The sequence below is a fragment of the Halegenticoccus soli genome (assembly GCF_002844195.1).
Taxonomy (GTDB): Archaea; Halobacteriota; Halobacteria; order Halobacteriales; family Haloferacaceae; genus Halegenticoccus; species Halegenticoccus soli.
The window spans coordinates 1-23,988 of record NZ_PEND01000010.1 but is presented as its reverse complement, the minus strand read 5'-3'; the positions used below and the strand labels follow the sequence as shown (position 1 = coordinate 23,988).

Here is a 23,988-nt window from a genome sequence, read left to right as displayed (position 1 = left end):
GCCGGCGGCCGAGCCATCGCCCATGGAGCTAGCCGAGGTAAACACTATCGCAGTTCTGGGAGCGGGCAACATGGGCCACGGCATCGCCGAGGTCGCGGCGCTCGCCGGATACGAGGTCGCGCTGCGCGACATCAAGGAGGAGTTCGTACGGAACGGGTACGACCAGATAGAGTGGAGCCTCGGAAAGCTGGCGGAGAACGACCGGATCGACGAGGACGAGGCGGACGCCGCGCTCGACCGGATCACGCCGCTCGTCGACCTCGAGTCGGCCGTCGAAGACGCGGACGTGGTCGTCGAGGCGGTCCCGGAGAGGATGGAGATCAAAAAGGAGGTGTACCAGGAGCTGGAGTCGTACGCGCCCGACCGGGCGATCTTCGCGACGAACACCTCCAGCCTCTCGGTCACCGAGCTGTCGGAGGTGACGGAGCGACCCGAGCGGTTCTGCGGGATGCACTTTTTCAACCCGCCGGTCCGGATGCCGCTCGTCGAGGTCATCTCCGGCGCGCACACGGACGACGCGACGCTCGACCTGATCGAGGGGCTGGCGGAGTCGATAGGGAAGACGCCCGTGCGCGTCCACAAGGACAGCCCCGGGTTCATCGTCAACCGCGTGCTCGTACCGCTGATGAACGAGGCCGCGTGGATCGTCCACGAGGGCGACGCGACCGTCGCGGAGGTCGACAGCACGACGAAGTTCGACATGGGCCTCCCGATGGGGAGCTTCGAACTCGCGGACCAGGTCGGCATCGACGTGGGCTACCACGTGCTCGAATACATGCACGAGGTGCTCGGCGACGCCTACCGCCCGTGCCCGCTCCTCGAAGAGAAGGTCGATGAGGACGACCTCGGGAAGAAGACCGGGCGGGGCTTTTACGACTACGAGGGCGGCGAGGGCGCGCGGATCCCGAGCGACGAGGGGCGCGAGGACGTGCGCGAGCGCCTCCTCGCCGTCATGGCGAACGAGGTGGCGGGGCTCGTCGAGAACGAGGTCGCGGACGCCTCCTCGATCGACCGCGCCGTGCAGCTCGGCGCGGGATTCCCGGACGGTCCGGCGAAGATGGCCGACGAGGCCGGCCTCGACTCGCTGGTCGAACGGCTCGACGGCCTTCACGAGGAGACGGGCGAACCGCGTTACGAGGCGGTGGAGCTCCTCCGCGAACTCGCCGAGTCGGGAGCGAGCTTCTACGGCGAGGACGGCGGGACGGCGGGCGTCGGCGCGGCGTCGGCGCTCGACTTCGAGACGCTCCGCGTCGAACGCGAGGGTCGCGTCGGCCACGTCGTGATCGACCGCCCGCACCGGATGAACACGATAAGCGCGGAGCTGATCGACGAGCTCGCCGCGGCGATCGACTACCTCGAATCCGACGACGAGACGCGCGCGATCCTCCTCACGGGCGAGGGCGACCGCGCGTTCTCGGCCGGGGCGGACGTCCAGAGCATGGCCGCCGGGGGAGCCGACCCGCTGGCGACGGTCGAGCTCTCGCGGAAGGGCCAGCAGGTGTTCGGCGAGCTGGAGGCGTGCGACCTGCCGGTCGTCGCAGGCATCGACGGCTACTGCCTCGGCGGCGGGATGGAGCTCGCAACCTGCGCGGACCTGCGGGTCGCGAGCGAGCGCTCCGAGTTCGGGCAACCGGAGCACAACCTCGGTCTGATGCCGGGGTGGGGCGGCACGCAGCGGCTCCGCCACATCGTCGGCGAGGGGCGCGCGAAGGAGATCATCTTCACGGCCGAGCGGTTCGACGCGGAGACGATGGAGCGCTTCGGTTTCGTCAACGAGGTGGTTGGGAACGACGAGCTCGCCGACCGGGCGATGGAACTCGCGACGGACCTCGCGAACGGGCCGCCGATCGCCCAGAAGTACACGAAGCGCGCGATGCTGAAGGGCCGCGACGACACCGACGCCGGCCTCGAGATCGAGTCGCAGGCGTTCGGCCACCTCGTGGGCACCGAGGATCTGATGGAGGGCGTCACGGCGTTCACGAGCGACCGCGAACCGGAGTTCGAGGGGAAGTAACGCAGCCCGATCGCCGTTCGGTAACGGAATCTTTAAACGAATACCCGAGTCAGATTCTACTGCGCGCTCGGTTGGTGTAGTCCGGCCAATCATGTTGGCCTTTCGAGCCAACGACCGGGGTTCAAATCCCCGACCGAGCATCTTCTGCGTGAACTGCCGCGCGGAGTCCCGTCTCCGCGCGACACCCGTGAACGAAGAGATGCGAGCACTCGGGCGATTTGAGCGAGCGAGTCGCAGCGCGCGAACGGAGTGAGCGCGACCGTCTCGCCCGGTTCAAATCCCCGACCGAGCATCTTCTGCGTGAACCGCTGCGCGGAGTCCCATCTCCGCGCGACGTTCGGACGGGGTCGGAAAATCGCGGTCCGTCGCGGAACGAGGGACGGCCGGAGAGCGACCGCCGTGGCGACTGTGACCTTGCGGAGTGCGTTCGAATCAGGCGACGGTCGCTTCCGCGTCACCGCCCTCGGATGACGCAGTTATCAGTGCCCTCGGCGGGCGCTAGGAGATGGGACCCCGCCTGTAAAGTACGTTTTCGCCGATCGATCGAAACCTCGCGGGCACCGGACCCTCGTCGTCGCCTCGAAGACGGCACCTCCCGCGGCGGCGCGGGGACGACGCGCGGTAGCGCGCGGCTGGGGCGCGCAACCGGCGGATTTCGTCACGAATTCTTCTAATAGTCTTATTTATGAATGTGAGAAAATTTGATGTGCGAGCGAGACGTCGTGTCGGACGTAATGGCTCGCACGTACCCACGACGAGAGATTCTCGTCGCCGGCGGCAGCGCGCTCGCGGTCTCCCTCGCGGGATGTTCCGGCATCGAGGGAATCGGCGACGACGGCGCGGACGGACAGGACTCCCCGAGCCCGACCGACGGCGAACCGTCCCCCGCGGGAGGGACGGACACGCCCGACGCGACCGACTCGCCGACGCCGGAGGAGACGACCGGGTCGGAGACCACGACCGACTCCGAGACGACGTCGGACCCGGAGGAGACGTCGACGCCCGAAGACACGCCCGAGGAGACGACCGAGGAGGAAACCGACACTCCCGAAGAGACGACCGAGTCGGAGGAGACGACGGGCGACGGGTCGGGTTCGGACGGGGGAGGCGGTTCGAGGAGGGTCGAGATCGTCGACCACACGCTTCTCGGGGACGAGTACGACGGTTCGCACCTCGTCGGAACGGTGAAGAACGTCAGCGACGAGACGCTCGCGTCGGTCGAGGTCCGCGCGACCTTCTACGACGCCGAGGGGAACCGTCTGGACTCGGTGACCTGGAGCGCCGAGGACGTCGACCCGGGCGAAACGATCGAGTTCGAACTGCAGACCGACGCCGAGGAGCCGAACGTCGACCGGTACGAGGTCGAAGCGACGGCGTCGAACTGAGGCGCGTCGGCGCGCCGGCTTCGTCGGATCGCGGACCGGCGGGGCGACGCTCGCCGCTTTGTGCCGCCCGGATCCGCCGCGTGCCGCCGCCTCGTCGATCGATGCGCTCCCGCGCGAGGCGACACAGTAACGGTAGTAGCGATCCGAGACTCGGTCGATGAACCGGGGTCGCCTCCTGCTCGCCGCGTCGACGGCCGTCGCGGCCGTCGCGACGGCCGGGAGCCTGTACTTCAGCGTCGGCCTGGGGCTCGTCCCCTGCGAGCTCTGCTGGTACCAGCGCGTCTTCATGTACCCGCTGGTCGTCGTTCTGGGCGTCGCGGCGCTGGACGGGGACGAGGACGCGTGGCGGACCGGCCTCGCGCTCGCGGTCCCCGGCGGACTCGTCGCGGCGTACCACACCTACTTGCAGGTCGGCGCGGCGGGGAGCGCGTGCTCGATCGGAGGGGGCTGCGCCGCGGTGCTCTACCCGATGGCCGGCGGCCTCCTCACCATTCCGCGGCTCTCGCTCGTCGCGTTCGCGCTCGTCGCGCTCGGACTGGCGGGCCTCGCCGCGTCGCGGTCCGACCGCCGCCGCGGTTGACGCGCGGTGGATCGCGGCCGGTCGCGGCCGATCGCGTCGAATCCGGCCGAAACGAGATGCGACGACGGGGGGCGACCGACGGAGGGCGGCGCGCAGTCGCCGCCGGCGGGTCGCTCCGGGAGTGGCGGGATACTCAGCGGTCCTTGAGCCGGTGGAAGAGCGAACTCTGCTGCGTCGTGATGTGGTAGACCGCGGAGACGACGATGAGGGCGAAGAACGCGCCGCCCAGGACGGCCGCGTCGACCGCCGAGACGACGGGGACGCCGAAGCGCTCCGCGATCAGAACCAGGAGACCCAGCAGGCCGAGCCCGAGGTAGTACTCGCCCCACGAGAGGCCGTACTTCGGGACGATTTCGAGGTACACGGTCACCTCGTCGGCGTGCTCCGCGAGGGTGACCTCCTTGGCGTTCGCGTCGTACGCGACGATGCCCAGATCGTCGAGCTTCGGCAGGTGCGTCTGGTGCAGCGAGACGTACACGCTCTGGCGGATGTTGCGGGGCGGCGGGGACTCACCCGACTCGACGCTCGCGATGTGCTCGGCGAGGTCCCGGACGGTTTCGGTCCCGTCCCGTTCGCGGAGCCGTTCGAGGACCAACCGGCGGCGATCGTTCCTGAGAACGTCGTGAATCTGGGTGGATTCGAGCGCCCCGTCGCCCGGGGCGCTTTCCGTCGCCTGTTGGACCCCTTTTGAATTCATCCCGAACTGTTCTCTCGTCTGACACGGCTTGAATCTAACCGATAATTTTCTGCCTTTCGACATATTTCGAATGTCGGAACACTCATTATTTATGTGATCGTCGAAAGGATGACATCCGCGGGACTCCGCTCCGAACGCCCGCGCTCTCGGTTCCGAAGATCGGGCGGGAGAAGGGAGTCACGCGAGCCAGTCGTCCGGCTTCGTGTCGTAGTCGACGTCGCTGGCGGCGATGCGCTCTTCGAGGTCCGCTTCGAGCTCGTGGGTCTCGAACGACGTTCCGTCGTATCTGATGCGCTTTCCGACCTCGATCGGCTCCGGCTCGCGGTTGCGGCGACGGGCGATTTCGAGGTCGTGGTCGTCGTACTCCTTCACGATGGTCATCAGGTTCACCGGGCGGCCCCACAGGTCGTAGAGGCGTTCGAGCACCCCCTTCGCCTGCTGGACGTCGAGCATGACGCCGTTGTACTGGTGGCCGAGCAGCAGTTCGCCGCGGTTGTCGTAGTTGCCGTCGTAGACCGCGATCGTCGGCTTCCCGAAGTTCGTAAACCGCAGGAGCAGCTTCTTCTTCACGTCCTCGTACTCGCTGCTCGTGACGCGGAAGTCGCCGCTGGCCCGCGTGTACTCGTACGTGAAGTAGTGGTTCTCGGTGACGAACTCCTGGGTCAGGAACGCGTCGAGGAACGTCACGTCGTTGTGGCTCTCCCTGACCTCGCGCATCCGGTCCCAGCCCGCGGCGTAGTTCACGTCCGCGATCGCCTCCTCGACGGTGTCGTAGCGCTCGTCGTCGAACATGTAGCGCGCGAGCTGCTCCAGCTCGGACCGCCGGATGCGACCGAGGAAGCCGCGGTTCTGCGGCTTCACCAGCGAGAAGTGCCGTTCGGCGAGCCCCTCGTAGGTGAGCACCTTCCAGGGGTACCGGTCGACGTCGACCGCGTCCGGGTCAGTGAGCGCCCGGTCGAGCGCCTCGTGGTCGACGCGCGGATCGTCCTCGCCGAGCGCGAGGAGCTCCTCCAGCGCGTCCGACCGAACCCCGTCGATGGCCGGATCCGCCCGGAGGAGCTCCTGCACCTCGTCGAAGTCGACGACCTCGTGGAAGTTCCGCCAGGAGACGCCCGTGACGCGCAGGAGCTTGTCCGCGACCTCGCGGCGGTTGGCCGTGTTCTCGATGTACTCCCAGAGGTCCTTTCCCAGCTTGTAGGGGTTGAGTCCCGGCGACCCCAGGACGCGCGCCTGGTGGTCGGCGTAGGTGATGAACTCGTCCGTCCCCGCGAACCGCTCCTCGCTCATCATCATCGACTCCCAGTAGGCGGCCCACCCCTCGTTCATCACCTTCGTCATCTTCTGGGCCGCGAAGTAGTACGCCTCCTCGCGGAGCATGTCGAGCACGTCCTTCTGCCAGGGCTCCATCTCGACCGCCCTGTCCTTCTCATCGTCGTAGCGCATCCCGTGCTCTCTGAGGAACGCCAGCACGTCCTTGCGCGGCTCTTCGAGCTCCGCGGCCTCCTTCTCGGCGGCCTCCAGCCGATCGAGCCACTCCTCGTCGAACACCTGCCGGCGGACGTCCTCGGAGATGTTCAGCTGCTCCAACCGCTTGCGCAGGTCCTCGCGTTCCTCGCGCTCGCGGGGGCTGCCCGCGTTCACGAACGCGCGGTGCTGGTCGATCGTGTCCTCCAGGCAGAGGACGGCGTCGATGAACGCCTCGACCTCGCCGCGGTCGATCTCCGGGTCGTCCATGTAGCGGCCGATCGCCTCGGCGTGCTGTTCGAGCATGGCCGCGGCGGCGAGCGCGTCTCCGTCGTCGGCGAACATGCCGAACCACTCGTTGTTGGCGAAGAAGTCGGCGTGCGCCTCGACGTGAGTGATCACCGCCTTCTGGTCCGAGAGCGAGTTCGACTCCTGCAGGAACGCGTGGGAGGGGTTGTCGTTGTTGACGATCTCGAACGCCTTGCCCATCCCGAACTGGTCCTGCTTGCGCTGGCGGTCGTAGGTCATCCCCCAGCGCCAGTGCGGGTACCGGGTCTGGAACCCGCCGTAGGCGATGAGCTGGTTCATCTCGTCGTGGTCGACGATCCAGTAGTTCACCGGGTACGGTTTCAGCCCGAGTTTCCGCGCCAGCGCGCCGGCCTCCCGGACCGGCTCTTCGAGCCTCGCCGCCTCCTTCCGCGCGTCGATCCTGTCGTCTCTCATGATGCGTCCTCTGTGCTGAGGATCCGGTAGATCGCGTCCACCACGTCCTCCGGCTGCTTCACGTACGCGACGACGACGTTGCCCTCGTCGCTCAGCGAGCTTTCGACCTCCTCGGCGTGCGTCGCGTTGATCGCGTTGCCCCCGGGCTGGGTCTCCACGTAGGCGTGGAGGTTCGCCGGGATCTCCCGCATCAGCGGGATGACGTTCTCCTTCGTGTCGTTCGAGGAGTTCTCGCTGTCGCCCGCCGCGAAGACGTAGCGGTTCCACTCGCTCCAGGGGTACTCCTCTTCGAGGATCTCCTTGGCCAGTTTGTACGCCGAGGAGATCTTCGTCCCGCCGCCGGAGCGGATGCCGAAGAACTGCTCGCGCTCGACCCGCCAGGCCTCCGCGTCGTGGGCGATGTAGACGAACTCGGCGTTGTCGTACTTGCCGGTGAGGTACCAGTCGAGGGGCGTGAACGTCCGCTCGACCAGTTCGCGCTTCTTCTCGCGCATCGACCCGGACACGTCGCGGATGTTGACGACGACGACGTTCTTCTGCTTCTCCTCTATGACCTCCGGGTGCCGGTAGCGCTCGTCCTCCCGGCGGAACGGGATGTCCCGGAGCCCGTCGCGGCGGATGCGCTGGATCGTCGTCGTCCGCTCGACGTTCTCCATCATCTCCTCGAAGCTCTCCCATGCGCCCTTCTCGGACTCGGGGACGTCCTTCGCGGCGTCCTCGATCCACGCGCGGGAGACGAGGATGTTCTCCTCGCGGGCCCACCGGAACACGTCGTCCGCCGTTGCGCCGTCGACCTTCAGCGCCTCGCGGACGTAGTCCTCGTCGAAGTCCATCGCCAGCTTGCGCTTCAGGCCCGCCTTGAACAGCTTCTGGAAGTCGAGGGTGCTGTTCGGGCCGGTGCGCGTCACGTCGGTGAAGTCGCCCTCGATCTCCTCGATCACCTCCTTGCCCTTCGGTTCGAGTTCGAGGCCGAGCTCCTCGTCGAGCTCCTGGGCGAACTCCTCAGGGTCCATCTGGTAGTACTCGTGTTCGGCCCCCTCCTCGCCGGGTTCGCCCTCCTCGTCGCCGTCGCCGGGCTGCGGCCGGGGCTGGCCGATCGGCTGGCCGACGTCCGGCGTGCCGCCCTGCCCCTGGCCGACGCCGCCCATGTCGCGGCGGTCGTAGGCGAACTCCGGGAGGTCGACGATCTTGATGGGGATGTTGATGCTGTTCGGCCCGCTGCCGCCGAGGTCGCCGTAGCTGATGAACTCCTTCAGGTCCTCGCGGCGCTCCTCGCCGACCTCGCGGAACCGCTCGACATCCTCTCTCAGTCCCATTTGTAGCTCACCTCGCGCATCACCTTCCGGCTCGTCAGCTCGGCCGACGCCTCGCTGTAGCCGTGGTCGGTCATGTGCTCGATCGTGCGCGCTTTGATCGCTGCCGTCTCGGTGTTCGCGGGGGGGTCGTTCCACTGCCGCGGGTCGAGGTCCTCGAAGAGCCGCTGGACGTCGGTCCAGTCGTGCGTTTCGAGCACCTCCTTGATCACCGGGATCTCCGAGAAGTCCACGTTCGAGACGGAGAACTCCTCGTCGCGGTTCTCCCACGCGTAGCGGTTCAGCGCCGTGATGACCTTCTCCCGGCGGAACCGCTTCACCGGGTCGGTCGGCTCGTTGCCGACGTACGCGCCGGAGCCGAACCGCCCGAGGTGCTCGGTCTCGAACAGCTTCATGAGGAGCGGATCCGGGTCGACCGGTCCGCGCTCGGTCTCCAGCTGCTCGTCGCCCGCCCACGCGTAGACGTGCTCGACGTACTCCGCGACGGTCTCCTCCTCGACGCCCTTCTCGGCGAGCAGCGCGTCGAGCACGTCCCGCTCCTGCTGTTCGAACACGTAGCTCTTCACGGACGCGAGCCTGCCCTCGTACTCCGTCGCCTCCGCGCGCGAGAACACCGGCGTCTCGGCCAGTTCGTCCGCCATCGCGTCGAGGACGTCGCCCGGCATGATGACGCGCTCGACCGGCAGCTCCGGGTGGTGGCGGTCGCGGTCGCCGTGGAGGAGGTCCGCGACGATGTCGCGCGTGTAAGTGACGGGGATGCCGTGGGTGCCGTCGCTCTCGTGGCCGAACTCGAACTCCTCGATGTCGCGCCGGTCGTCGCCCTCCTGCAGGTAGCCGCGGTCGAAGAGCACCGCCTTGTCGACGAGATTCAACCCCGGCGGCACGTCTTCGGCGTCCAGGCGCGTCACCACGCTGTACAGCGCCGCCGCCTCCAGCGCGTGCGGGGCGAGCTCGCGGTCGCGCACGTCCCCGCGGCCGTCGCGCACATCCAGGACCAGGGGCGCGCGGATGCGCTCTGCGATCTCCTCGTAGTCGTCCGCGTCCCACACCTCGGTCTCGTTCGTGAGTTCGCGGCGGATGAGCTCGGTTTCGAGGCTCAGGTTCGTGAGGTAGCGGAACTCGTGTCGGTCGAGCCGCCGCTTCAGCGCCTTGAGCGGGTCCCGCCCGTTCCGGTCCGCGAACTTGTCCAGTTCCACGTCGAGGTCCGGGTTCGAGATGATGACGAGCTGCGTGTCGATGTCCATCCCGATCCCCTTGTCCAGCTTGACGTGCCGCTCGTCGGGGACGTTGAGCAGCTTCTGGAGCAGGTCGGAGTGCTGGGTGGCGTCCTCGACGATGGTGAGCAGGCAGTTGCCCTGCGACAGCACCCCGTCGTAGGAGAACGCCTGCGGGTTCTTCCGGCCCCGCGAGTCGAGCTCGCGGAGCATCCCCGGCATCCAGCTCCCGACGAGCCGCTCCTTCGGCGACCCGTCGTCCTCGGAGTGGAGCACGCCGATCCCCCGCCCGACGTCGACGACGTAGTTCTTCACCCGGAGGTGCTTCGGATCCGTGATCGCGGAGAAGAGGTCCCCCTTTCCGTTCCGCCGGTACTGCTCCTCGAGGTAGTCGTACGCCTCGCGGCAGAACGGGTCGAGGTCCACGTCGACGGCGACCGGGATGTGACCGTCGAGCTCGGCGTTCATGTCGGCCAGGAGGCGGCGTCGGACCTCCGGCGGGAACACGGAGAACGGGTGGACCTGGACGGGGCTCTCGTACCAGTCGTCCTCGTCGTCGATCCCCTCGTCGCCGTAGCTCAGCCCGCGGGTGTCGGAGGCGTTGGCGACGTTCCACTCGACGGTGTACCGCCGGCCCTCGGGCGTCTTCGAGTACTCGCGCAGGCCGTTTATGAGACAGCGCTTCAGCTCCGACTTGCCCGTCGCGGTCGGCCCGTCGAACCAGATGATCTTCTCGCCCTTGCCGCGCTCTGCGGCGATGGTCCGGAGGTCGTCGACGAACCCGTTGAGCACCTCGGTGTTGCCCAGGATGGCGTGTTCGCCGTCGTTGTGCGGGTCGTCGAAGAAGCGGTACCGCTCGCGCTCTTCGCCCTCCTCGACGACCGGTCTGGTCCCCATCGACTCGATTGCTTCGAGCAGGTACTTGCTCGCGTGCGAGGCGATCGAGGGCGACTCGAAGGCGGCGTCGACGTACTCCGCGAGGCTCATCGGCTCCTCGTACGCCCCGTCGAGCGCGCGGTCGGCCTCTCGAATGTAGTTCCGTCGCATCGTCTATGACTCGAGCTCGGCCTTGGCCACCTCCGCGCCGGCGAATTCGAGCACTTCGCGCGCCCCCTCGCGGGAGTACCCCTGCTCCTCCAGCGCGTCGATCCACGAGTTGCGCTCGTCGTCGTCGAGCTCGTTCGCGGACACCAGCGCCGAGAAGTTGATGTTGTGCTTCTTGTCCTCCCAGAGCTTGCGCTCCAGCGCGCGGCGGAGGCGGTCGTTGTCCTGCGGGTTGAAGCTCGTCCCCTCGCGTGCGCGCCGCGAGACCCAGTTGGACACCTCCTGACGGAAGTCGTCCTTGCGGTCAGCGGGGATGTCCAGCTTCTCCTCGACCGACCGGAGGAACTTCTCGTCGGGGTCCTGTTCGCGGCCGGTGAGCTCGTCCTTGACGGTGGCGTCGTCGATGTACGCCATCACGTGGTCCATGTACTTCTCGCCCTGCCGGCGGATCTCGTCGAGGTCGTACGCCAGCGCGTGGCGCACGTCCTCGATCGCCCGCTCCTTGTACTCCTCGCGCACCATCTCGAGGTAGCGGTGGTACCGCTCGATGTTCTCCTCGGGGATGGACCCGTGGTTCTCCAGGTTCTCCTCGAAGTGGTTGAACGCCGTCAGCGGACTGAGGTAGCTCCGCCCCCGGTGGGTCGAGTCCATGATCGCCTCGGCGATCTCGTCGCCGATGAACCGGGCGGAGATGCCCTCCATCCCCTCGGAGATGTCGGCCTTCGCGTCGCCCTCCTCGCGGAGCTTCTTCACGTCGACGTCGTCGCCGTCGTCGATCTCGCCGTTGTAGGCCTTCGCCTTCTGTATCAGCGAGATGCGCTCGCCGTCGGGCTCCTCGATGCGGGTCAGGACGCCGAACAGCCCCGCCATCTCGAGCGTGTGCGGCTCGATGTGCATGTGCGGAACGTCGGCGTTGCGGAGCATCTTCTGGTAGATCTCGGCCTCCTGTTCGTACTCGAGGACGTACGGGAAGTCGATCCGCTTGGTGCGGTCGTTGAACGCCTCCATCTTCTCGTCGCCCTTCTTGTCCCGGTACTCGGGCATGTTCGTCCGGCCGACGATCACCTGGTCGATGTCGATCCGGGGGTTGTTCTTCGGCTTGATCGTCTGCTCCTGGCTCGCGTGCAGGAAGTCGTACAGGAACTCCCGCTGGAGCTTGAGCAGCTCCTCGCCGGAGAAGATACCGCGGTTGGCGTTGCAGAACGCCCCGGAGTAGTCGAACGCCCGGGGGTCCGACTCGCCGTACACCGCCAGCTTCGAGTAGTTGACGTCGCCCGTGAGCTCCGTCTCGTCCTGGTTCTTCTTGTCCTTCGGCTCGAACGTCTCGATGCACTGGCGCTTGTTCTCGCTGGCGACGAGGCGGACGATCTCGACGTGATTTTCGAGCACCGCCTTCAGGTCGTCGTCGTAGTACGCGAGCAGCTGGTCCATGTAGAACTCCGACGCCGGGTCGAGCGACTGCTCGTTGCGGATGGTGTAAGGGGCGTCGAAGTTCTCGTTGAGCCGTTCGATGACGCGGTCGCGCTGCTCCTGCGGGAGCAGCACGATCGGATCCTGGTTCATGGGCGACTGGACGGTGTCGTCCGCCGGGTCCTGGTCCCTGATAACGTCACAGAGGTTCACCCAGCGGAACGTGTACATCCGCCCCTCGTCGCGCATGGTGTAGTCCTCGAAGTACCGACGAACCATCGAGTCGAAGTGCGACTTGCCGGAGCCGACCGGCCCGAGCAGCAGCTTGATCCGCTTTTCGGGACCGAGGCCGCGGGCCCCGCTTTTCACCTTGTTCACGAACTCGTGGATCGATTCGTGCACCTCGCGGCCGTAGAAGATGTTCTCCCCCTCGTGGAGGGGGTCCTCGGAGGCCATGAGGTACTCTACTACTCCGGCGTCCTCGTCGTACCGGGTGCCGTAGTAGTCGAACATGTCGGCAACGCGCTGGTGGGCGTTGCGGGCGATCCGCGGGTCTTCGTACACCTCTTTCAGGTACCAGTCGAACGATTTCGCTTCCCGCAGGTCCGCGGGCACCGATTCCTGGTAGTGCTGACTGAGGTCTTCGAGGGTTTCGATCTCGCCGTTCATTGTATCACTGACGGAGTCTCGTCTTGTTGCGGGCCGGACTCGTCGTCGGCCCAGCGCGGGGAGATGAGTCGGGAGAGAGACGGAGAGAGCCAACGTCGGAACCGGACGCGTCGCTCGTGCCGGGGGCGGCAGTCACGGCGAGCGGTTTGTCCGGTTCGTGGCATGTTCAATCATACCACTCCTTCCGCGCGGCAACAATTATCAGCGTCTTGATCCGACAGAACGTCAACGGTCGACTGGCGATGCGCGGAGGGTGTGGTCGTCCGGTCGGCGTGGACCGAGACTATTTAGACTGTGAGATGCGCTCCCATATAACTCTTGCCCCAAATTTGGGTGGGGACCGCCGTTCGAGAGGGGGAAAAAGCGGCGACGGGAGCCACTCGAAAGGTGGCGACGCGTTCCTAATATCCTCACCATTTATATACGAGGTGCCGATGGCGACGGGTGAGTCGGCGTTTGGGGCCACGATCGGCCGGAAATTCGGCGCTCATCGAAACGATCGTAACCCGGTTCGCCGACGACGCCGACGCGGTAGCGTCCTCCCCGCGGCGTCGAACGTGACGCATTAGCGTCCGGAGAACCTACGCGTTTCGTATGAGCTTCGACGGACTGCCGGAGGGGTGGACGGTGTGGAACGACGAACCCGACGGGCGCGGCATCCTCGCGTACCGGCCGGACGTGTTCGACACGCGGGAGTTCCCGGCGCCGTGCCTCCCGACCGTCTTCGTGACGAACGGCTCGCGGCGGCGGCGTCCCGGGGCGGCGCAGATGCCGACCGACGAGTGGCACGTGACGCTGTTTCTCGAACCCGAGGTGGAGGCCGGGACGGAGACGTACGACTCCCGCGACGCCGCCGTCGAGGGCGCGGTCGCCTACGCTCGGCGCTTCGCCGAGGGCGAGATCGACTACCGGGAGCTGTATCAGGTCCCGCGGGAGGAGTACTTCGAGCGCCTGGACGAACTCACCGGGCGGGGGGACGATCCGGACGAGCGCAACTGAGTCGCGACGACGACCGCGGGTGAGCCGGACCAATCGACCGGAACCGCCCGAGCGGGGCCCTTATCCGCGCCGGACGCGAACTGGATCCCATGTCGAAAGTCACGCTCATCGGGACCCGCCTCGCCGACGTGGGTCGGGAGTTCGTCTACCAGGGCGAGTCCCGCGGATGCGAGGGGTGCCCGTACCGGAACCAGTGTCTGAACCTCTCGGAGGGGAACCGGTACCGCATCACGGGCGTCCGCGAGAACGCGCAGACGCTCGAGTGCGCCGTCCACGACGCGGGCGTCAGGGCGGTCGAAGTCGAGCCCGCGTCCGTCCCGGCGAACGTCGCCTCGAAGGGGGCGTACGCCGGCAGCAAGGCGCGGCTCGAAGGGTCCTGTCCGCACACCGACTGCCCCAGCCACCCGTGCTGCGTCCCCGCCGGAGCCGACTTCGACGAGGAGTACCGCATCCGGACGGTTCTCGGCGAGCCGCCGCACGACTACTGCATGCTCGACCGGGACCTGACGCTGGTCGAGTTCGCGCCGAAGGACGAGTGAACACCCTCTTTCGCCCCACTTTTTCCCTCGTTCGACGACGCAGACCGCGAGACCGCCTACTCCAGCGTTCCGACGCGCTCCGCGGCGTAGCCGAACACGTCCGCGTAACCGTACGGCGACATGAGGATGGGGTAGAACGGCGCGTCGGCCGACAGGCGCTCGCCGTCGGCGGCGGCGAACCGCTCGCCCGCCGCCACCCGCTCGAAGTTCGTCGCGTACACCTCGTACTCCTCGGCGGGGTCTTTCGGAATCGGCTCCAGCAGCCTGAAGACGGTCACGTCCCGCCGTTCGCCCGCCTCGACCGGGTCGTCGGTCATCGGCGCGGAGAGCGCCCCGGTGGCGGCGAGGAACGATCGGACGAGCCAGTAGGCGTTGTCCGCGGCCTCGTCCGACCCCTGAAATCCGCACTCGACCTCGACGGTGTGGGGGTGTTCGATGAGCCGGCCGTCGGTGAACCGGTCCGTCTCGACCACGATGTCGACGGGCAGGTGGGGGCAGATCGCCCGCGTCACGGCGTCGACGGTGTCGACCAGCGCGAACGGTTCGCCGTACGACTGCGTCGAGTGCAGCGAGAGCGTCGTGCAGTCGCGGAGTTCCCGCGCGAGTTCGTGGGCGAGCCGCCGCTCTATCGACCTCGCGTCAGGGTCGCCCGGGAACGCGCGGTTCAGGTCCTCGTCGATGTAGCGGACGTCGCGTTCGAGCGCCTCCTCGTGGGCGACGACGAGCTTCACCGGGCGCGACGCGGTCGGCTCCTCGGCGACGAGCCGCTCTATCGCGTGGACCCCGCACGGCTCGTCGCCGTGGACGGCCGCGACGACCGCGACCTCCGGGGTTCCCTCCCCCAGCTGGTAGATTCGCATCGTCGAGTAGTTCGCGCGGTCGCTAAAGTCAGTTAAGAATCGACGCGACCGCCGAAGCGGGGAGAGCCGACGCGGTCAGTCGAGCCCCTCGGCGTACTCGTAGTCCACGTCGTAGGCCGTCGGCCGCTGGCCGTCGATGGCGATTCGCCAGCCCTCCAGCGCGGTCGGATCCGAGAGCGCCGCCTCGAGCGTCCGCCGGACGTCCGCGAGGTCGACGCCGTAGAAGTCGTCCGGCACGCCGGCGAGGTACTGCAGCGCGGTGCGAAAGAGCGAGCGCATCCCCTCGTCGTTCTCGAAGTCGAAGTGCTTGTACGCGCCGGCGGCGACCTGCACCATCCCGTGGAGGAAGGCGCTCTCGACCGTGCCGCCGCCGTAGTTGTACCACTCGTCCTCGAAGCAGTCGTGCGACTCGTGGAAGTCGCCGGAGTTGAAGAGGCGCACACCGTGTTCCACCGCGCGGCGGAGCGTCGCGTGTTCCCACTGCCGGACGTCCGTGCGCCAGCCCGTCGGGTTGCCGAGCGGCGGTGCGACGCCCGGATCGCGGGTGTGCTCGTCCATACCACAAGCTATCCACCGAGGCGTGTAACTCCATCGGCGAGCGCGGACCCGGCGGGTTTGTATCGCTGCACGGCGTTTCGGAACGTTTTAAGCGCCTCCGGCCGGTAGCCACGACTGCGCGAAGGTAGCCAAGCCTGGAAACGGCGGCGGACTCAAGATCCGCTTCCGTAGGGGTCCGTGGGTTCAAATCCCTCCCTTCGCACTGTTCCGAGCACACGCCTGCGAGCGACTGCTATGTCGCTCGCGTCGCTTGCGGAGAACGTTCCGAACGCGGACACGGGAGAATCACGCTCGGAGGACAGTATTCAAATACGATTAGCGCCTAGCCGGATCGTTAATGAAAGACTGTAACGAATGCGGGGCGCGGCTCTCCCTGCGGCGGCCGAGCGACGCGGAGTACGGCGTTCCGGCGGTCGACGGCCGCCGGTATCCCGACGAGTGTCCGCGGTGCGGCGCCGAGGTCCGATAGAAGGTCGAAAGCGGAGGCGCGGCTCCCGGTCGGATCGGTCGAAGAAGCGAACTCCGGAGAGCGACCGCGCCGTTACCGTTCGCCGCCGTCGGCGGCGACGCGGCGGCCGCGCTCCGCGACGAGCGTGTCGGCGTAGTCGCGTACCTGCTCCGGTTTCGGGCGGTAGCCGTCGCGGGCCTCCGACGCGATCATGTCGATGACCTCCGCCACGTCCCGACTCGAACCGTTCTCGTGGAGCTGTTCGAACACTTCGCCGTACACCGTGCTCTCCCAGTGGCTCCAACTGTCCTCGTCGAGGCGGCACGAAGCGACGTACTCCAGTTGTTTGACCGCGGTCTCCGGACGCATACATCCCGATTCTCGATCCAGGATTAAAAAACTACTCTATTTCGTAACTGAGTAAATAGCTGCGAGGCGGGGTGGAGAGCCGCTACCGCGTGCGATCGCTCGCTTCGAGATACGCGTCGAGGAGGTCCGGGAAGTCGCGCCCCCGGAGGTAGCGGAGACCGAAATCGGCCGCCCAGTCCACGATCCCGGTGTCCTCGGTGACGACGCCCGCGTCGAGTTCCCGCGCGAGGACGAGCAGATCGAAGTCCTCCTGGGAGTCGAGCACGCCCCGGCGGAGGGTGTCGCGGTACTCGTCCCGGAGCTCCGAGATGACCCGATCGACCTCGTCCGCGTCCCCCCCGCCCCGCGCCCTCCGGACGGCGTTCTCCGAGACGCGGAGCCCACGGTTCACCCGCTCGCTCATCTCCCGAATGAAGCCCTGGACGACCTCCGCGGGGATCATGACCTCGTAGTGGGCGGGGTTCTTCTTGATGATCCAGACGTTCAGTTTCGAGCGCGTCTCCGGCGGCACGTCGCGGCTTTCGAGGATCGAGAGGAGCTCCGCGTGCACCGACGGCGGCATGTAACAGGAGATGTTGAGTTCGAGCTTCGCCCGCGCGATCGTGTCGAGAAACCGATCGAGCGCGGCGGCGAGGTCCTCGCCCTCCTCGCGGATCGCGTCACTGAGGAACAGCGACGTGTCGAGAACGAACCGTTGCTTGAGCGGATAGTCGGCCATCAGGTCCCGTAGGACGGCGGGATAGATGAACGCGCGGCCCCTGCGGCGGCCGTCGGCCGTCTCGTTCGACCGAGTGCGCCGTTACTTGCCCTCGCGAATCGGTTCGGGAAATCGCAGAAAAGTTCATGTGTGTCGGTAGCATACTACATGATTGCGGAACTCGCGGGGACAAACCGGACGACCGATTTCGGTCCGCGAAAAGCGGATCGGAGCCGGTGAGGCGTAAACACCGAGCGCTCCGTAACAGGAGTCCGAGGTCAACGCGCCGAAGGAGAACCGTCCCGACCCAGGACCGTTCCGGAAGGAACGGCGCGAAGGCCAACTAGCGGACGACGCGAAAGCGGCGTTCGTGAAACCGCGTCCGTCGGGAGACCGGCGGACGACGGACGAGCCGTAAGGGTCGTTGAAAACGTCACCCGTCCGGGTCCAAGCCGCGGTTTTCGCCTTTTGTCGACCCCAACGCGCGAGCGGGCGAGCCGTTGCGACGATTCCGCGGAGCTTTCGCCCCGCGCTCCGAGCGGGCGCTCCGGCATCCGCAACGCCAAAGGCGGCTCCCCGAGAGCGGTCGGTCATGAAACTGGATGACACGGATCGAGCGATCCTGCGGATCCTCCAGGAGGACGCCCGAACCCCGTTCAGCGAGATCGCCCGACGGATAGACATGTCGAGCGCGACGGTGCACGATCGGGTCGGACGGATGGAGGAGGCGGGCGTCATCGAAGGGTACCACGCCAGGGTGGACCCCAAAGCGGTCGGCTTCGGCACCTCGGCGCTCGTTGGCCTTCGCGTCAAACAGGGCCACGAGTCCGAAGCGCTCGAACAGCTCCGCGAGATCGAGGGCGTCCGGGAGATCCACCTCACCACCGGGGAGTGGGACGTGATGCTCCGCGTCTACGCCCCCGACACCGACGGGCTCCGCGAGCTGATGTTCGAGCACATCGCCCACATGGAGGGGTTCGCGCGGTCGCAGACGATGGTCATTCTCGGCACCGAGTACGAGAGCCCCGGCCTGCCGATCTGATCGACGTCCCCCGACGCACCGTTCGTATCACCTCCCGGCCGCGAATGCGCGCCCCGCGTCCGAGACCGGAACGCTCAACAGGGCGTGCGCCACCTTTCGGCATATGGCAACGGTCGCAGAGCGGGTCGGCGTCGCCCCGGAGCGTCTGTGGGGCGGCACCGTCCTCGCCCTCCTCCTCGCGCTCGTCGGCGGGTCGATCGCGTTCCCGCGCGCGGTGTACGACGGCTTCCTCTGGCGGTACTTCTGGGGACCGGTCGTCGCCGACGGCAACGGCGCGGTCTGTGCGGTCCGATCCGGCGGCACGACCCGACTTCTGAACAGCCAGTCGGCCTGCGCCGCGGCCGAGGGATTCGTCGCCTACCCCGGGTACACGCTCGTCTCCGAGGTCGGCTACATCGTCACTCTCCTGCTGATGCTGATGGGCGTCGTGCTCCTCCTGCGCCGGCTCGGCATCGGCGAGGACCGGACGTTCTTCTTCGCCCTGTTCCCGTTCATGCTGTTCGGCGGGGCGCTCCGGGTCGTCGAGGACGCCGGCATCGCCGCGATGCGCGCGGGCGTCGACCCGGCGATCCCCTTCCCCTGGAGCGCCCTCATCATCAGTCCGTTCATCTACTTCACCGTCTTCTTCGTCACGCTCGCCGTGGTCGTCGCAAGCGTCTGGCTCGACCGGCGCGGCGTCATCGACCGATACGAACGGGGCGTGTTCTGGGCCGGCGCGGCGATCCTCGCGGTCACGGTCGGGTACCTCGTCGCGCTCGCGGTCACGACCGAGTACGTCACGTTCCATCCGCAGGTGCTCGTCGTGATCCTCGTCGGCGCCACGCTCTCGACGGCCGTCGTCTGGTGGCTCATCGAGACCTACGCGCCGGACATCAACACCGGGACGGAGTACATCGGACTGGTCGTCATCTGGGGGCACGCCGTCGACGGCGTCGCGAACGTCGTCGGCCTCGACTGGATGGGCGCCCTCGGCGCGGGGCCGAATCTCGTCCCGAAGCACCCGGTGAACGCGGCCATCGTCGATCTCACGGGTGCGGTCCTGCCCGAGTCGGTGCTCGCCGTGACCGGCGACGCGTGGCCCTTCCTCGCAGTGAAGCTCGTCGCCGCGACGTTCGTCGTCTGGGTGTTCGAAGACGAGATCATGGAGGAGAGTCCGCGGTACGCGATCCTCCTCCTGATCGCGATCCTCGCCGTCGGGCTCGGGCCGGGGACCAGGGACATGCTCCGGGCGACGTTCGGCATCTGACCGGCCAAATTTTATATCGGATGGGGGGACCAGACCCCCCGTGCGCTGATCTCGCGCCGCGAACCGGTCCGCGATAGCACGGCACGCCCGTTCGCGTCACCCGCCCCCGCGCCGTCTGTTTGCACTCCTTACCTCCCCCCTCGTGCCGCCGTCAGGGGTACGGGTGGTACGCCTTCTCCGGCCGCGGTTCGAATCCGAGCTCCCGCGGCACCGAGTCGGCGCGTTCGCCGAAGAACGCCTCGCCGGTGAAGAGCGGCTGCGCCTCCGGTATCAGAACCCGGAGCGCCTCGAAGCCGAGCTCCGCCACGTCGCGCGGCGTGATCCGCGCGGCGTAGGCGTCGAGGCCCGCGTCCGCGACCCGGGCCACGACCGCTTCCAGCTCCGTTTCACCGGAAACGCGGTCTCCGCCGAGGCTGTCGGCCGGGACCCGCCCGTCGATCTCGACGAACGCCCGCGCCTCCGCCGGGAAGTCCGCGTACCGCCCGATCGCCCCCTCCTCCTCTGCGGCCCGATCGGGGCCCATCGCGCGCAGCTCCATCCAGTTTTGGAGCGCCTCCGCGAGCGCCGACTCGGCGGCGGCGTTCGCGTCGAGATCCGCGCCGGATCCCATCGCGAAGCGGGGCCACGGCCCGTCCCGGTGGACGGCGACGGCGATCACCGGCACGTCCACGTCCTGCGTCACGAGAAGCGGCGTCACCGAGAGGTTCTCGGCGCGGGCGCGTCCCGCGAGCGTCTCGAACGCCTCGCTCTCGACCGAGAGCCCGAGCGGCTCGAACGTCGAGTACCACGCGATCATCGTCGCGTCCCGCTCCACCACCTCGTACAGTCCGGAGAGAATCGCCTCGACCGTCGAGTTTCCGAGACCGAGACCGGTCGTGATCGCCGGTTTGTGCCGCCGCGCTGGCGGCGGGAACTGGACGAACTCAGCCGGAAGCGACGCCGATTCGCCGGTCGCCAGGTCGACGCCCTCGACCCAGGGAATCGGTTCCTCGGGATCGGGAGAGCGATAGCTCTCGGGCCTGACGAACTCCGCCGGAGAGACCGGACGCGCCAGGTTCGTCGCCGGCGCGGTCCTGAACTCGGTCGAGCGGTAGACGCCGGCGCTGTACCGCTCTAAGCCCTCGCCGAGGGCCTTCATGAACGCCCTGTCCCAGTCCGGATCTGCACCGGCCGCGAACTCGGCGGCGCGAGCGTCGCTGAAAACCGTCGTGTCGGCTGTCTGGGCGAGGTAGTACGGGATCGGAAACGACTCCCGCTCGCCGACCTGCCGGACGAGGCCGACGCGCTCGTCGAGCGCCCGCTCGGCGCGGGCGAGCGCGTCGTCCAGCGACGCGTCGCGGTAGTCGAGCGACAGCCTTCGGTCGCGTTCCTCGCCGCAATCGCACCCCGGAACCGGGGGAAACGACCGCTCGGGACCGGGAACCTCGACGAGAGTCCCCGAAATCGGTCCGCCGGCCAGAAGTCGGATCGCCCGCCTGCCGGCGATCGCGCCGGCGAGGCGGACGGCGCTTCGATCCCCGCGGGGACGGTCAGCTTCGGCGTCGGGATCGAGATTCGAGGCGACCCGCGCTCGAAGGCAGGCGTAACAGCCCGAACCCGGACCGAACGCGGCGACTGACGCGTCGATTCCGTCGAACGCGCGACCGCCAAGCCCGCCGATTTCGACCGCGAGCCACCGGTTCGCGGCTCCCACCGCCCTCTCGAACGCCGACGCGCCGGCGGGAGCGACGACGACGCCGAGGTCGAACCCGCCGAGGGCGTCCGGCGCGGTTTCGGCGACCGTCGCGTCAATGTCGGAGAAGGCCGCCCGGAGCGATTCGACCGCGGGGCCGCTCCCGACGATGCCGATGTCCATGCCGAGCGAGACGCGACCGAGGGAAAAAAGCGTCTGGATCGACGCCGGGGAAGTCTGCGTCCGGCGAGACGTCACTGGGAGGTCATCGAGGCGTCGACGAGACGCCGACGAGCGTCAGTACGGTTCCTCGATGACGAGCGTCCCGGCGTCGTCGTAGACGTAGACGGTGTCGCCGCCGTTGTTCCAGACCGGCGTGGAACTCCCCCAGTAGAGCTCGGTCTCGGTGTCGTCGCCGCTTCCGGTGTAGAGTGTCACGTACGCGCCGGCGTCGAGGGAGAACGACGGGAAGGCGTAGGTTTTGTCGACCTCGTCTTTTACCTGCCAGTCGGTCAGATCGAGCGCCCCGGTTCCGGCGTTCTCGAAGACCAGGTACTCGTCGTTGAGGTTGTCCCAGTCGTCGCCCTCGGCGTCCTCGTGGATCTCGACCAGCGCGAGTTCCCCCGATCCGTCGCCGGATTCGGCGTCGTACGCGTCGAACAGATCGAAGCTCGCGTCGAAGTCGGTCGTCGCGAGCACCTCGGGATCGGCGTCGACGTTGTTCGTCCCGTCGGTCACGCGGTCGGCGTTCAGGCGGAGGTCGGTGCCCAGCCCGGCCGCGACCTCGTTGAGGTTGTCGCGTGCTTCGCCGCTCGTCCAGCCGGTGCCGACCAGGACGACCGCCCCGCCGTCGCCGACGAACGCCGAGAGGGCGTCGAGTTCCGCGCTCGTGAACGCCTCGGGCGGCGTCGTCACGAGCAGCGCCCGGCCGCGGGAGAGGTTGTCGGCGGTGAGCGCGTTGACGCCCTCGAAGCCGATTCCCTGCCCTTCGAGATACCGCTGGTAGTACGCCGCGTCTTCCGCGGAGAGCCCGAAAGTCGCGCCGAACTGGCCGTGACCGCCGTCGATGAGCACGTCGCCCGTCCGGTCCGAGAGGAGGTCGACGAGGTTCGTCAGGAAGACGAAGTTCTCGAACGTCGAGGTGTCGACGTTGTACCCCTCCTCGGATTCGTAGCTCTCGTCGATCAGCTCGCCCCCCACGACGCCGACGCGCGCCGCCTCGTCGACCGCGACGAGCGGAATCCGGTCGTAGGACACGCCGGCGTCGACCTCCTGGCTCGCGGTCGACTCGGCGAAGACCGGGACGCGGGCGGGGTCGACCGGGCCGTCGGCCGTCCGGACGCTCGACGCCTTCGGGAAGAACAGGTCGTCCACGTCGCGGTTGCGGATCGACGTCGAGTTCTCGGGGTCGCTCTCCGCCCAGAGGCCGATCCCGTCCGCGCGCGCTGCCGCCTCGGCGTCCCAGAAGGTCTCGTGCTTCGAAAAGCCCGAGTCGTACACGCGGGCGTACCCCTCCTCGACGCACCGGAGGTTGTACAGCGTGTCGCGCGATCCGCTGCCGGCGTCGTAGTGAACGTACCCGAGGAGCCGACCGTAGACGTCGCGGACCGGCTCGTTCGGGTCGAAGCTCAGGTCGACCGTCTCGCCGTCGAGCTCGCCGAGCGCGAAGTCCGTCGCGTTCGCGCCCCACGTCTCCAGATACGTGGTGTCCTCGATCCCCTCCCACTCCTGGATCCGCTCGTACTGGCTGTTCGAGCTCGTTTCGGGCGTGTCGATGCCGAGAACGCGGACGTTCTCGATCGCGCCGTCGAGATCAACCTTGACGGTGTCGCCGTCGAGGACCTCCGTCACGGGGACCGTGTAGGTCTCCGTCGGATCCAGCCCGAGCCCCTCCCGGTCCGCGAAGTAGTCGAACGCCGCGTTGAACTCGTCGGTCACCGGCTCGTAGTCCCGGCCGCCGTTCCGAACCTCGTCCGTCACCTCGTCGTCGTTGAATCGGAACGACAGGCCGAGGTACCCCGGAACGTCGTTGAGGTTGGCCGTCTCGTCGTAGTCGTTGTAATCCGACTGGTCGTGGAGGAACAGGACGCCGCCGCCGGCGACGAAGTCGGCGAGCGCGTCGAGTTCGCCGCTCGTGAGGGCCGTACCCGGTGAGGTGACGACCGCCGCGTCGGCCCCGCCGAGGTCGCCGACGAGGTTCGACGTCGCCCGCACGTCGTACCCGTTGCGCTCGGCGTACGCGTGGAACTCGGAGAACTCCGAGAGCCCGTAGTACTGGCCGTGACCTTCGTCCCAGAGGACGACGCCTGTGCCGCCGACTTCCGCGTCCCAGACGTTGAGCACGAACTCCTCGTTGCCGCGCTGCCAGTCGGTCCCGTCGTCGACGAGCATCGCGCCGAACCCGACGACGCCGGCCTCGCTCGCGACGAGGGGGATGGGCGTCGAATCGTCGTAGATCACGCCGTAGCCGTCGCCGTCTCCGTCGGCGTTCGTCGCGGTGTCCTCGGCCCGGACGGCGACGATCGAATCGTCGGTCAGCTCGCCGTACTCGGCGTCGAGCAGGCTGGCGGTCGAGTCGAACGCGAGCGAGGCGAGCTCCCCGCTCGCCGCCGTGCGCCCGATCGTCTCGTGACTTACACCGGCCGCCGCCGCTGCCGTTGCAACCGTCCGCAGGAAGGTTCGTCGGCGCATATTACTTTCATTTAGGTAATTCGTATTAACTTATTTCATCAGAAAATATATTCCGATACGTACGCGGAGATAGGAGAATCGATGGCACGCCAGGGGCGGATCGTGTCGAGCGGAGAGACGGCGCTGTCGCTCGGAAGGACGAAAAACGGAGAAGGCCGGGGTGCCCGGGAACCGCGATCAGTTCAGCAGGCTCTGGGCGACGCCGGCGAGGTCACCGGCACCGGCCTGCCGGAGGCGGTCGTCGCCGAGTTTGAGCCGGAGGCGGGGGCGGCCGACGTCGATGGGGACCTTTTCGGTGTCGATGAGGCCCATGTCTTCGAGGCGGGTTTTGGTGCGCGAGAAGGTGGCCTTGCT

Annotated in this window: 19 protein-coding genes, 2 tRNA genes and 1 pseudogene; 10 read left to right on the top strand and 12 right to left on the bottom strand. The window is 67.6% G+C overall.

Annotated features, from left to right (window positions below):
* Positions 1-22 precede the first annotated feature (22 nt).
* From CNO20_RS20835 to CNO20_RS20820, 4 genes are all read left to right on the top strand, one after another.
* The gene (locus CNO20_RS20835; protein ID WP_101298139.1) at positions 23-2,014 is read left to right on the top strand and encodes a 3-hydroxyacyl-CoA dehydrogenase/enoyl-CoA hydratase family protein; all 1,992 of its coding nucleotides are present in this window, start codon (positions 23-25) and stop codon (positions 2,012-2,014) included.
* A 65-nt stretch (positions 2,015-2,079) separates the two neighbouring features.
* Positions 2,080-2,154 (top strand) — tRNA-Glu (locus tag CNO20_RS20830).
* Between the two features lie 594 nt (positions 2,155-2,748).
* Positions 2,749-3,399, top strand: coding sequence for an FxLYD domain-containing protein (locus CNO20_RS20825; RefSeq protein WP_143423309.1), 651 nt, complete (start codon positions 2,749-2,751; stop codon positions 3,397-3,399).
* A gap of 157 nt (positions 3,400-3,556) precedes the next feature.
* Entirely contained in the window at positions 3,557-3,979 is a 423-nt protein-coding gene (locus tag CNO20_RS20820; RefSeq protein WP_101298137.1) for a disulfide bond formation protein B, read from the top strand.
* Positions 3,980-4,112: 133 nt separating this feature from the next.
* Here CNO20_RS20820 and CNO20_RS20815 read toward each other — a convergent pair whose 3' ends face one another.
* The 5 genes from CNO20_RS20815 to CNO20_RS20795 all read right to left on the bottom strand — a co-directional run bounded on the left by CNO20_RS20815 (position 4,113) and on the right by CNO20_RS20795 (position 12,513).
* Positions 4,113-4,676, bottom strand: a complete 564-nt coding sequence (locus tag CNO20_RS20815; RefSeq protein ID WP_101298136.1) for a DUF7344 domain-containing protein — start codon at positions 4,674-4,676, stop codon at positions 4,113-4,115.
* 177 nt (positions 4,677-4,853) lie between these two features.
* Positions 4,854-6,863 (bottom strand): SpoVR family protein, encoded by a 2,010-nt coding sequence (locus tag CNO20_RS20810; protein WP_101298135.1) that lies wholly within the window; start codon positions 6,861-6,863, stop codon positions 4,854-4,856.
* A complete protein-coding gene (locus CNO20_RS20805) occupies positions 6,860-8,179 on the bottom strand; it encodes a YeaH/YhbH family protein (RefSeq protein ID WP_101298134.1) in 1,320 nt (439 codons plus the stop codon). The genes CNO20_RS20810 and CNO20_RS20805 overlap by 4 nt, the downstream gene beginning before the upstream one ends.
* The gene (locus tag CNO20_RS20800) at positions 8,170-10,437 is read right to left on the bottom strand and encodes a PrkA family serine protein kinase (protein WP_101298133.1); all 2,268 of its coding nucleotides are present in this window, start codon (positions 10,435-10,437) and stop codon (positions 8,170-8,172) included. Before CNO20_RS20800 ends, CNO20_RS20805 begins: the two co-directional genes overlap by 10 nt.
* 3 nt (positions 10,438-10,440) lie before the next feature.
* A complete protein-coding gene (locus CNO20_RS20795; RefSeq protein WP_101298132.1) occupies positions 10,441-12,513 on the bottom strand; it encodes a PrkA family serine protein kinase in 2,073 nt (690 codons plus the stop codon).
* 594 nt (positions 12,514-13,107) lie between these two features.
* Between CNO20_RS20795 and CNO20_RS20790 the strand changes: the two genes are divergently transcribed.
* Positions 13,108-13,512 carry a DUF5820 family protein gene (locus tag CNO20_RS20790; RefSeq protein WP_101298131.1) on the top strand — a complete coding sequence of 135 codons (405 nt, stop codon included), beginning with the start codon at positions 13,108-13,110 and terminating at the stop codon, positions 13,510-13,512.
* Between the two features lie 89 nt (positions 13,513-13,601).
* The gene (locus CNO20_RS20785; RefSeq protein ID WP_101298130.1) at positions 13,602-14,051 is read left to right on the top strand and encodes a UPF0179 family protein; all 450 of its coding nucleotides are present in this window, start codon (positions 13,602-13,604) and stop codon (positions 14,049-14,051) included.
* 56 nt (positions 14,052-14,107) lie between these two features.
* On the opposite strand, the gene CNO20_RS20780 is transcribed toward CNO20_RS20785, so the two are convergent.
* Positions 14,108-14,911: a M14 family metallopeptidase gene (locus CNO20_RS20780; RefSeq protein ID WP_101298129.1), complete on the bottom strand. Its 804-nt coding sequence runs from the start codon at positions 14,909-14,911 to the stop codon at positions 14,108-14,110.
* A gap of 75 nt (positions 14,912-14,986) precedes the next feature.
* Complete coding sequence (locus CNO20_RS20775) at positions 14,987-15,469, bottom strand: DUF309 domain-containing protein (protein ID WP_101298128.1); 483 nt, start codon at positions 15,467-15,469, stop codon at positions 14,987-14,989.
* Positions 15,470-15,587: 118 nt separating this feature from the next.
* On the opposite strand from CNO20_RS20775, the gene CNO20_RS20770 reads away from it, so the two are divergent.
* Both CNO20_RS20770 and CNO20_RS24190 read left to right on the top strand, forming a co-directional pair.
* Positions 15,588-15,671: transfer RNA gene (locus CNO20_RS20770), tRNA-Leu, on the top strand.
* 135 nt (positions 15,672-15,806) lie between these two features.
* On the top strand, positions 15,807-15,938 hold the full coding sequence (locus tag CNO20_RS24190) for a hypothetical protein (protein ID WP_269844165.1): 132 nt from the start codon (positions 15,807-15,809) through the stop codon (positions 15,936-15,938).
* Positions 15,939-16,010: 72 nt separating this feature from the next.
* Here the strand turns inward: CNO20_RS24190 and CNO20_RS20765 are convergent, their stop codons facing one another.
* Positions 16,011-16,286 carry a hypothetical protein gene (locus CNO20_RS20765; RefSeq protein ID WP_101298127.1) on the bottom strand — a complete coding sequence of 92 codons (276 nt, stop codon included), beginning with the start codon at positions 16,284-16,286 and terminating at the stop codon, positions 16,011-16,013.
* A gap of 82 nt (positions 16,287-16,368) precedes the next feature.
* Positions 16,369-17,004 (bottom strand): RNA ligase partner protein, encoded by a 636-nt coding sequence (locus tag CNO20_RS20760; RefSeq protein ID WP_101298126.1) that lies wholly within the window; start codon positions 17,002-17,004, stop codon positions 16,369-16,371.
* Between the two features lie 571 nt (positions 17,005-17,575).
* Between CNO20_RS20760 and CNO20_RS20755 the strand changes: the two genes are divergently transcribed.
* Both CNO20_RS20755 and CNO20_RS20750 read left to right on the top strand, forming a co-directional pair.
* Positions 17,576-18,025, top strand: coding sequence for an Lrp/AsnC family transcriptional regulator (locus tag CNO20_RS20755; protein WP_101298125.1), 450 nt, complete (start codon positions 17,576-17,578; stop codon positions 18,023-18,025).
* Between the two features lie 103 nt (positions 18,026-18,128).
* Positions 18,129-19,271 (top strand): DUF63 family protein, encoded by a 1,143-nt coding sequence (locus tag CNO20_RS20750; protein ID WP_101298124.1) that lies wholly within the window; start codon positions 18,129-18,131, stop codon positions 19,269-19,271.
* Positions 19,272-19,422: 151 nt separating this feature from the next.
* Here the strand turns inward: CNO20_RS20750 and CNO20_RS20745 are convergent, their stop codons facing one another.
* The 3 genes and pseudogenes from CNO20_RS20745 to CNO20_RS23560 form a co-directional block, all read right to left on the bottom strand.
* The gene (locus CNO20_RS20745; protein ID WP_101298123.1) at positions 19,423-21,126 is read right to left on the bottom strand and encodes a YcaO-like family protein; all 1,704 of its coding nucleotides are present in this window, start codon (positions 21,124-21,126) and stop codon (positions 19,423-19,425) included.
* A 114-nt stretch (positions 21,127-21,240) separates the two neighbouring features.
* The gene (locus CNO20_RS20740; RefSeq protein ID WP_101298122.1) at positions 21,241-23,634 is read right to left on the bottom strand and encodes a lamin tail domain-containing protein; all 2,394 of its coding nucleotides are present in this window, start codon (positions 23,632-23,634) and stop codon (positions 21,241-21,243) included.
* A gap of 177 nt (positions 23,635-23,811) precedes the next feature.
* Positions 23,812-23,988: pseudogene (locus CNO20_RS23560) on the bottom strand (transcriptional regulator TbsP domain-containing protein); the annotation flags it as partial.

What these genes read in the sequence shown, in the direction of transcription:
- CNO20_RS20835 (WP_101298139.1), top strand. Translation starts at nt 23, where the DNA reads ATGGAGCTAGCCGAGGTAAACACTATCGCAGTTCTGGGAGCGGGCAAC.
- CNO20_RS20810 (WP_101298135.1), bottom strand. Translation starts at nt 6,863, where the DNA reads ATGAGAGACGACAGGATCGACGCGCGGAAGGAGGCGGCGAGGCTCGAA.
- CNO20_RS20800 (WP_101298133.1), bottom strand. Translation starts at nt 10,437, where the DNA reads ATGCGACGGAACTACATTCGAGAGGCCGACCGCGCGCTCGACGGGGCG.
- CNO20_RS20785 (WP_101298130.1), top strand. Translation starts at nt 13,602, where the DNA reads ATGTCGAAAGTCACGCTCATCGGGACCCGCCTCGCCGACGTGGGTCGG.
- CNO20_RS20760 (WP_101298126.1), bottom strand. Translation starts at nt 17,004, where the DNA reads ATGGCCGACTATCCGCTCAAGCAACGGTTCGTTCTCGACACGTCGCTG.
- CNO20_RS20825 (WP_143423309.1), top strand. Translation starts at nt 2,749, where the DNA reads ATGGCTCGCACGTACCCACGACGAGAGATTCTCGTCGCCGGCGGCAGC.
- CNO20_RS20820 (WP_101298137.1), top strand. Translation starts at nt 3,557, where the DNA reads ATGAACCGGGGTCGCCTCCTGCTCGCCGCGTCGACGGCCGTCGCGGCC.
- CNO20_RS20805 (WP_101298134.1), bottom strand. Translation starts at nt 8,179, where the DNA reads ATGGGACTGAGAGAGGATGTCGAGCGGTTCCGCGAGGTCGGCGAGGAG.
- CNO20_RS20795 (WP_101298132.1), bottom strand. Translation starts at nt 12,513, where the DNA reads ATGAACGGCGAGATCGAAACCCTCGAAGACCTCAGTCAGCACTACCAG.
- CNO20_RS20815 (WP_101298136.1), bottom strand. Translation starts at nt 4,676, where the DNA reads ATGAATTCAAAAGGGGTCCAACAGGCGACGGAAAGCGCCCCGGGCGAC.
- CNO20_RS24190 (WP_269844165.1), top strand. Translation starts at nt 15,807, where the DNA reads ATGAAAGACTGTAACGAATGCGGGGCGCGGCTCTCCCTGCGGCGGCCG.
- CNO20_RS20765 (WP_101298127.1), bottom strand. Translation starts at nt 16,286, where the DNA reads ATGCGTCCGGAGACCGCGGTCAAACAACTGGAGTACGTCGCTTCGTGC.
- CNO20_RS20755 (WP_101298125.1), top strand. Translation starts at nt 17,576, where the DNA reads ATGAAACTGGATGACACGGATCGAGCGATCCTGCGGATCCTCCAGGAG.
- CNO20_RS20740 (WP_101298122.1), bottom strand. Translation starts at nt 23,634, where the DNA reads ATGCGCCGACGAACCTTCCTGCGGACGGTTGCAACGGCAGCGGCGGCG.
- CNO20_RS20750 (WP_101298124.1), top strand. Translation starts at nt 18,129, where the DNA reads ATGGCAACGGTCGCAGAGCGGGTCGGCGTCGCCCCGGAGCGTCTGTGG.
- CNO20_RS20780 (WP_101298129.1), bottom strand. Translation starts at nt 14,911, where the DNA reads ATGCGAATCTACCAGCTGGGGGAGGGAACCCCGGAGGTCGCGGTCGTC.
- CNO20_RS20790 (WP_101298131.1), top strand. Translation starts at nt 13,108, where the DNA reads ATGAGCTTCGACGGACTGCCGGAGGGGTGGACGGTGTGGAACGACGAA.
- CNO20_RS20745 (WP_101298123.1), bottom strand. Translation starts at nt 21,126, where the DNA reads ATGGACATCGGCATCGTCGGGAGCGGCCCCGCGGTCGAATCGCTCCGG.
- CNO20_RS20775 (WP_101298128.1), bottom strand. Translation starts at nt 15,469, where the DNA reads ATGGACGAGCACACCCGCGATCCGGGCGTCGCACCGCCGCTCGGCAAC.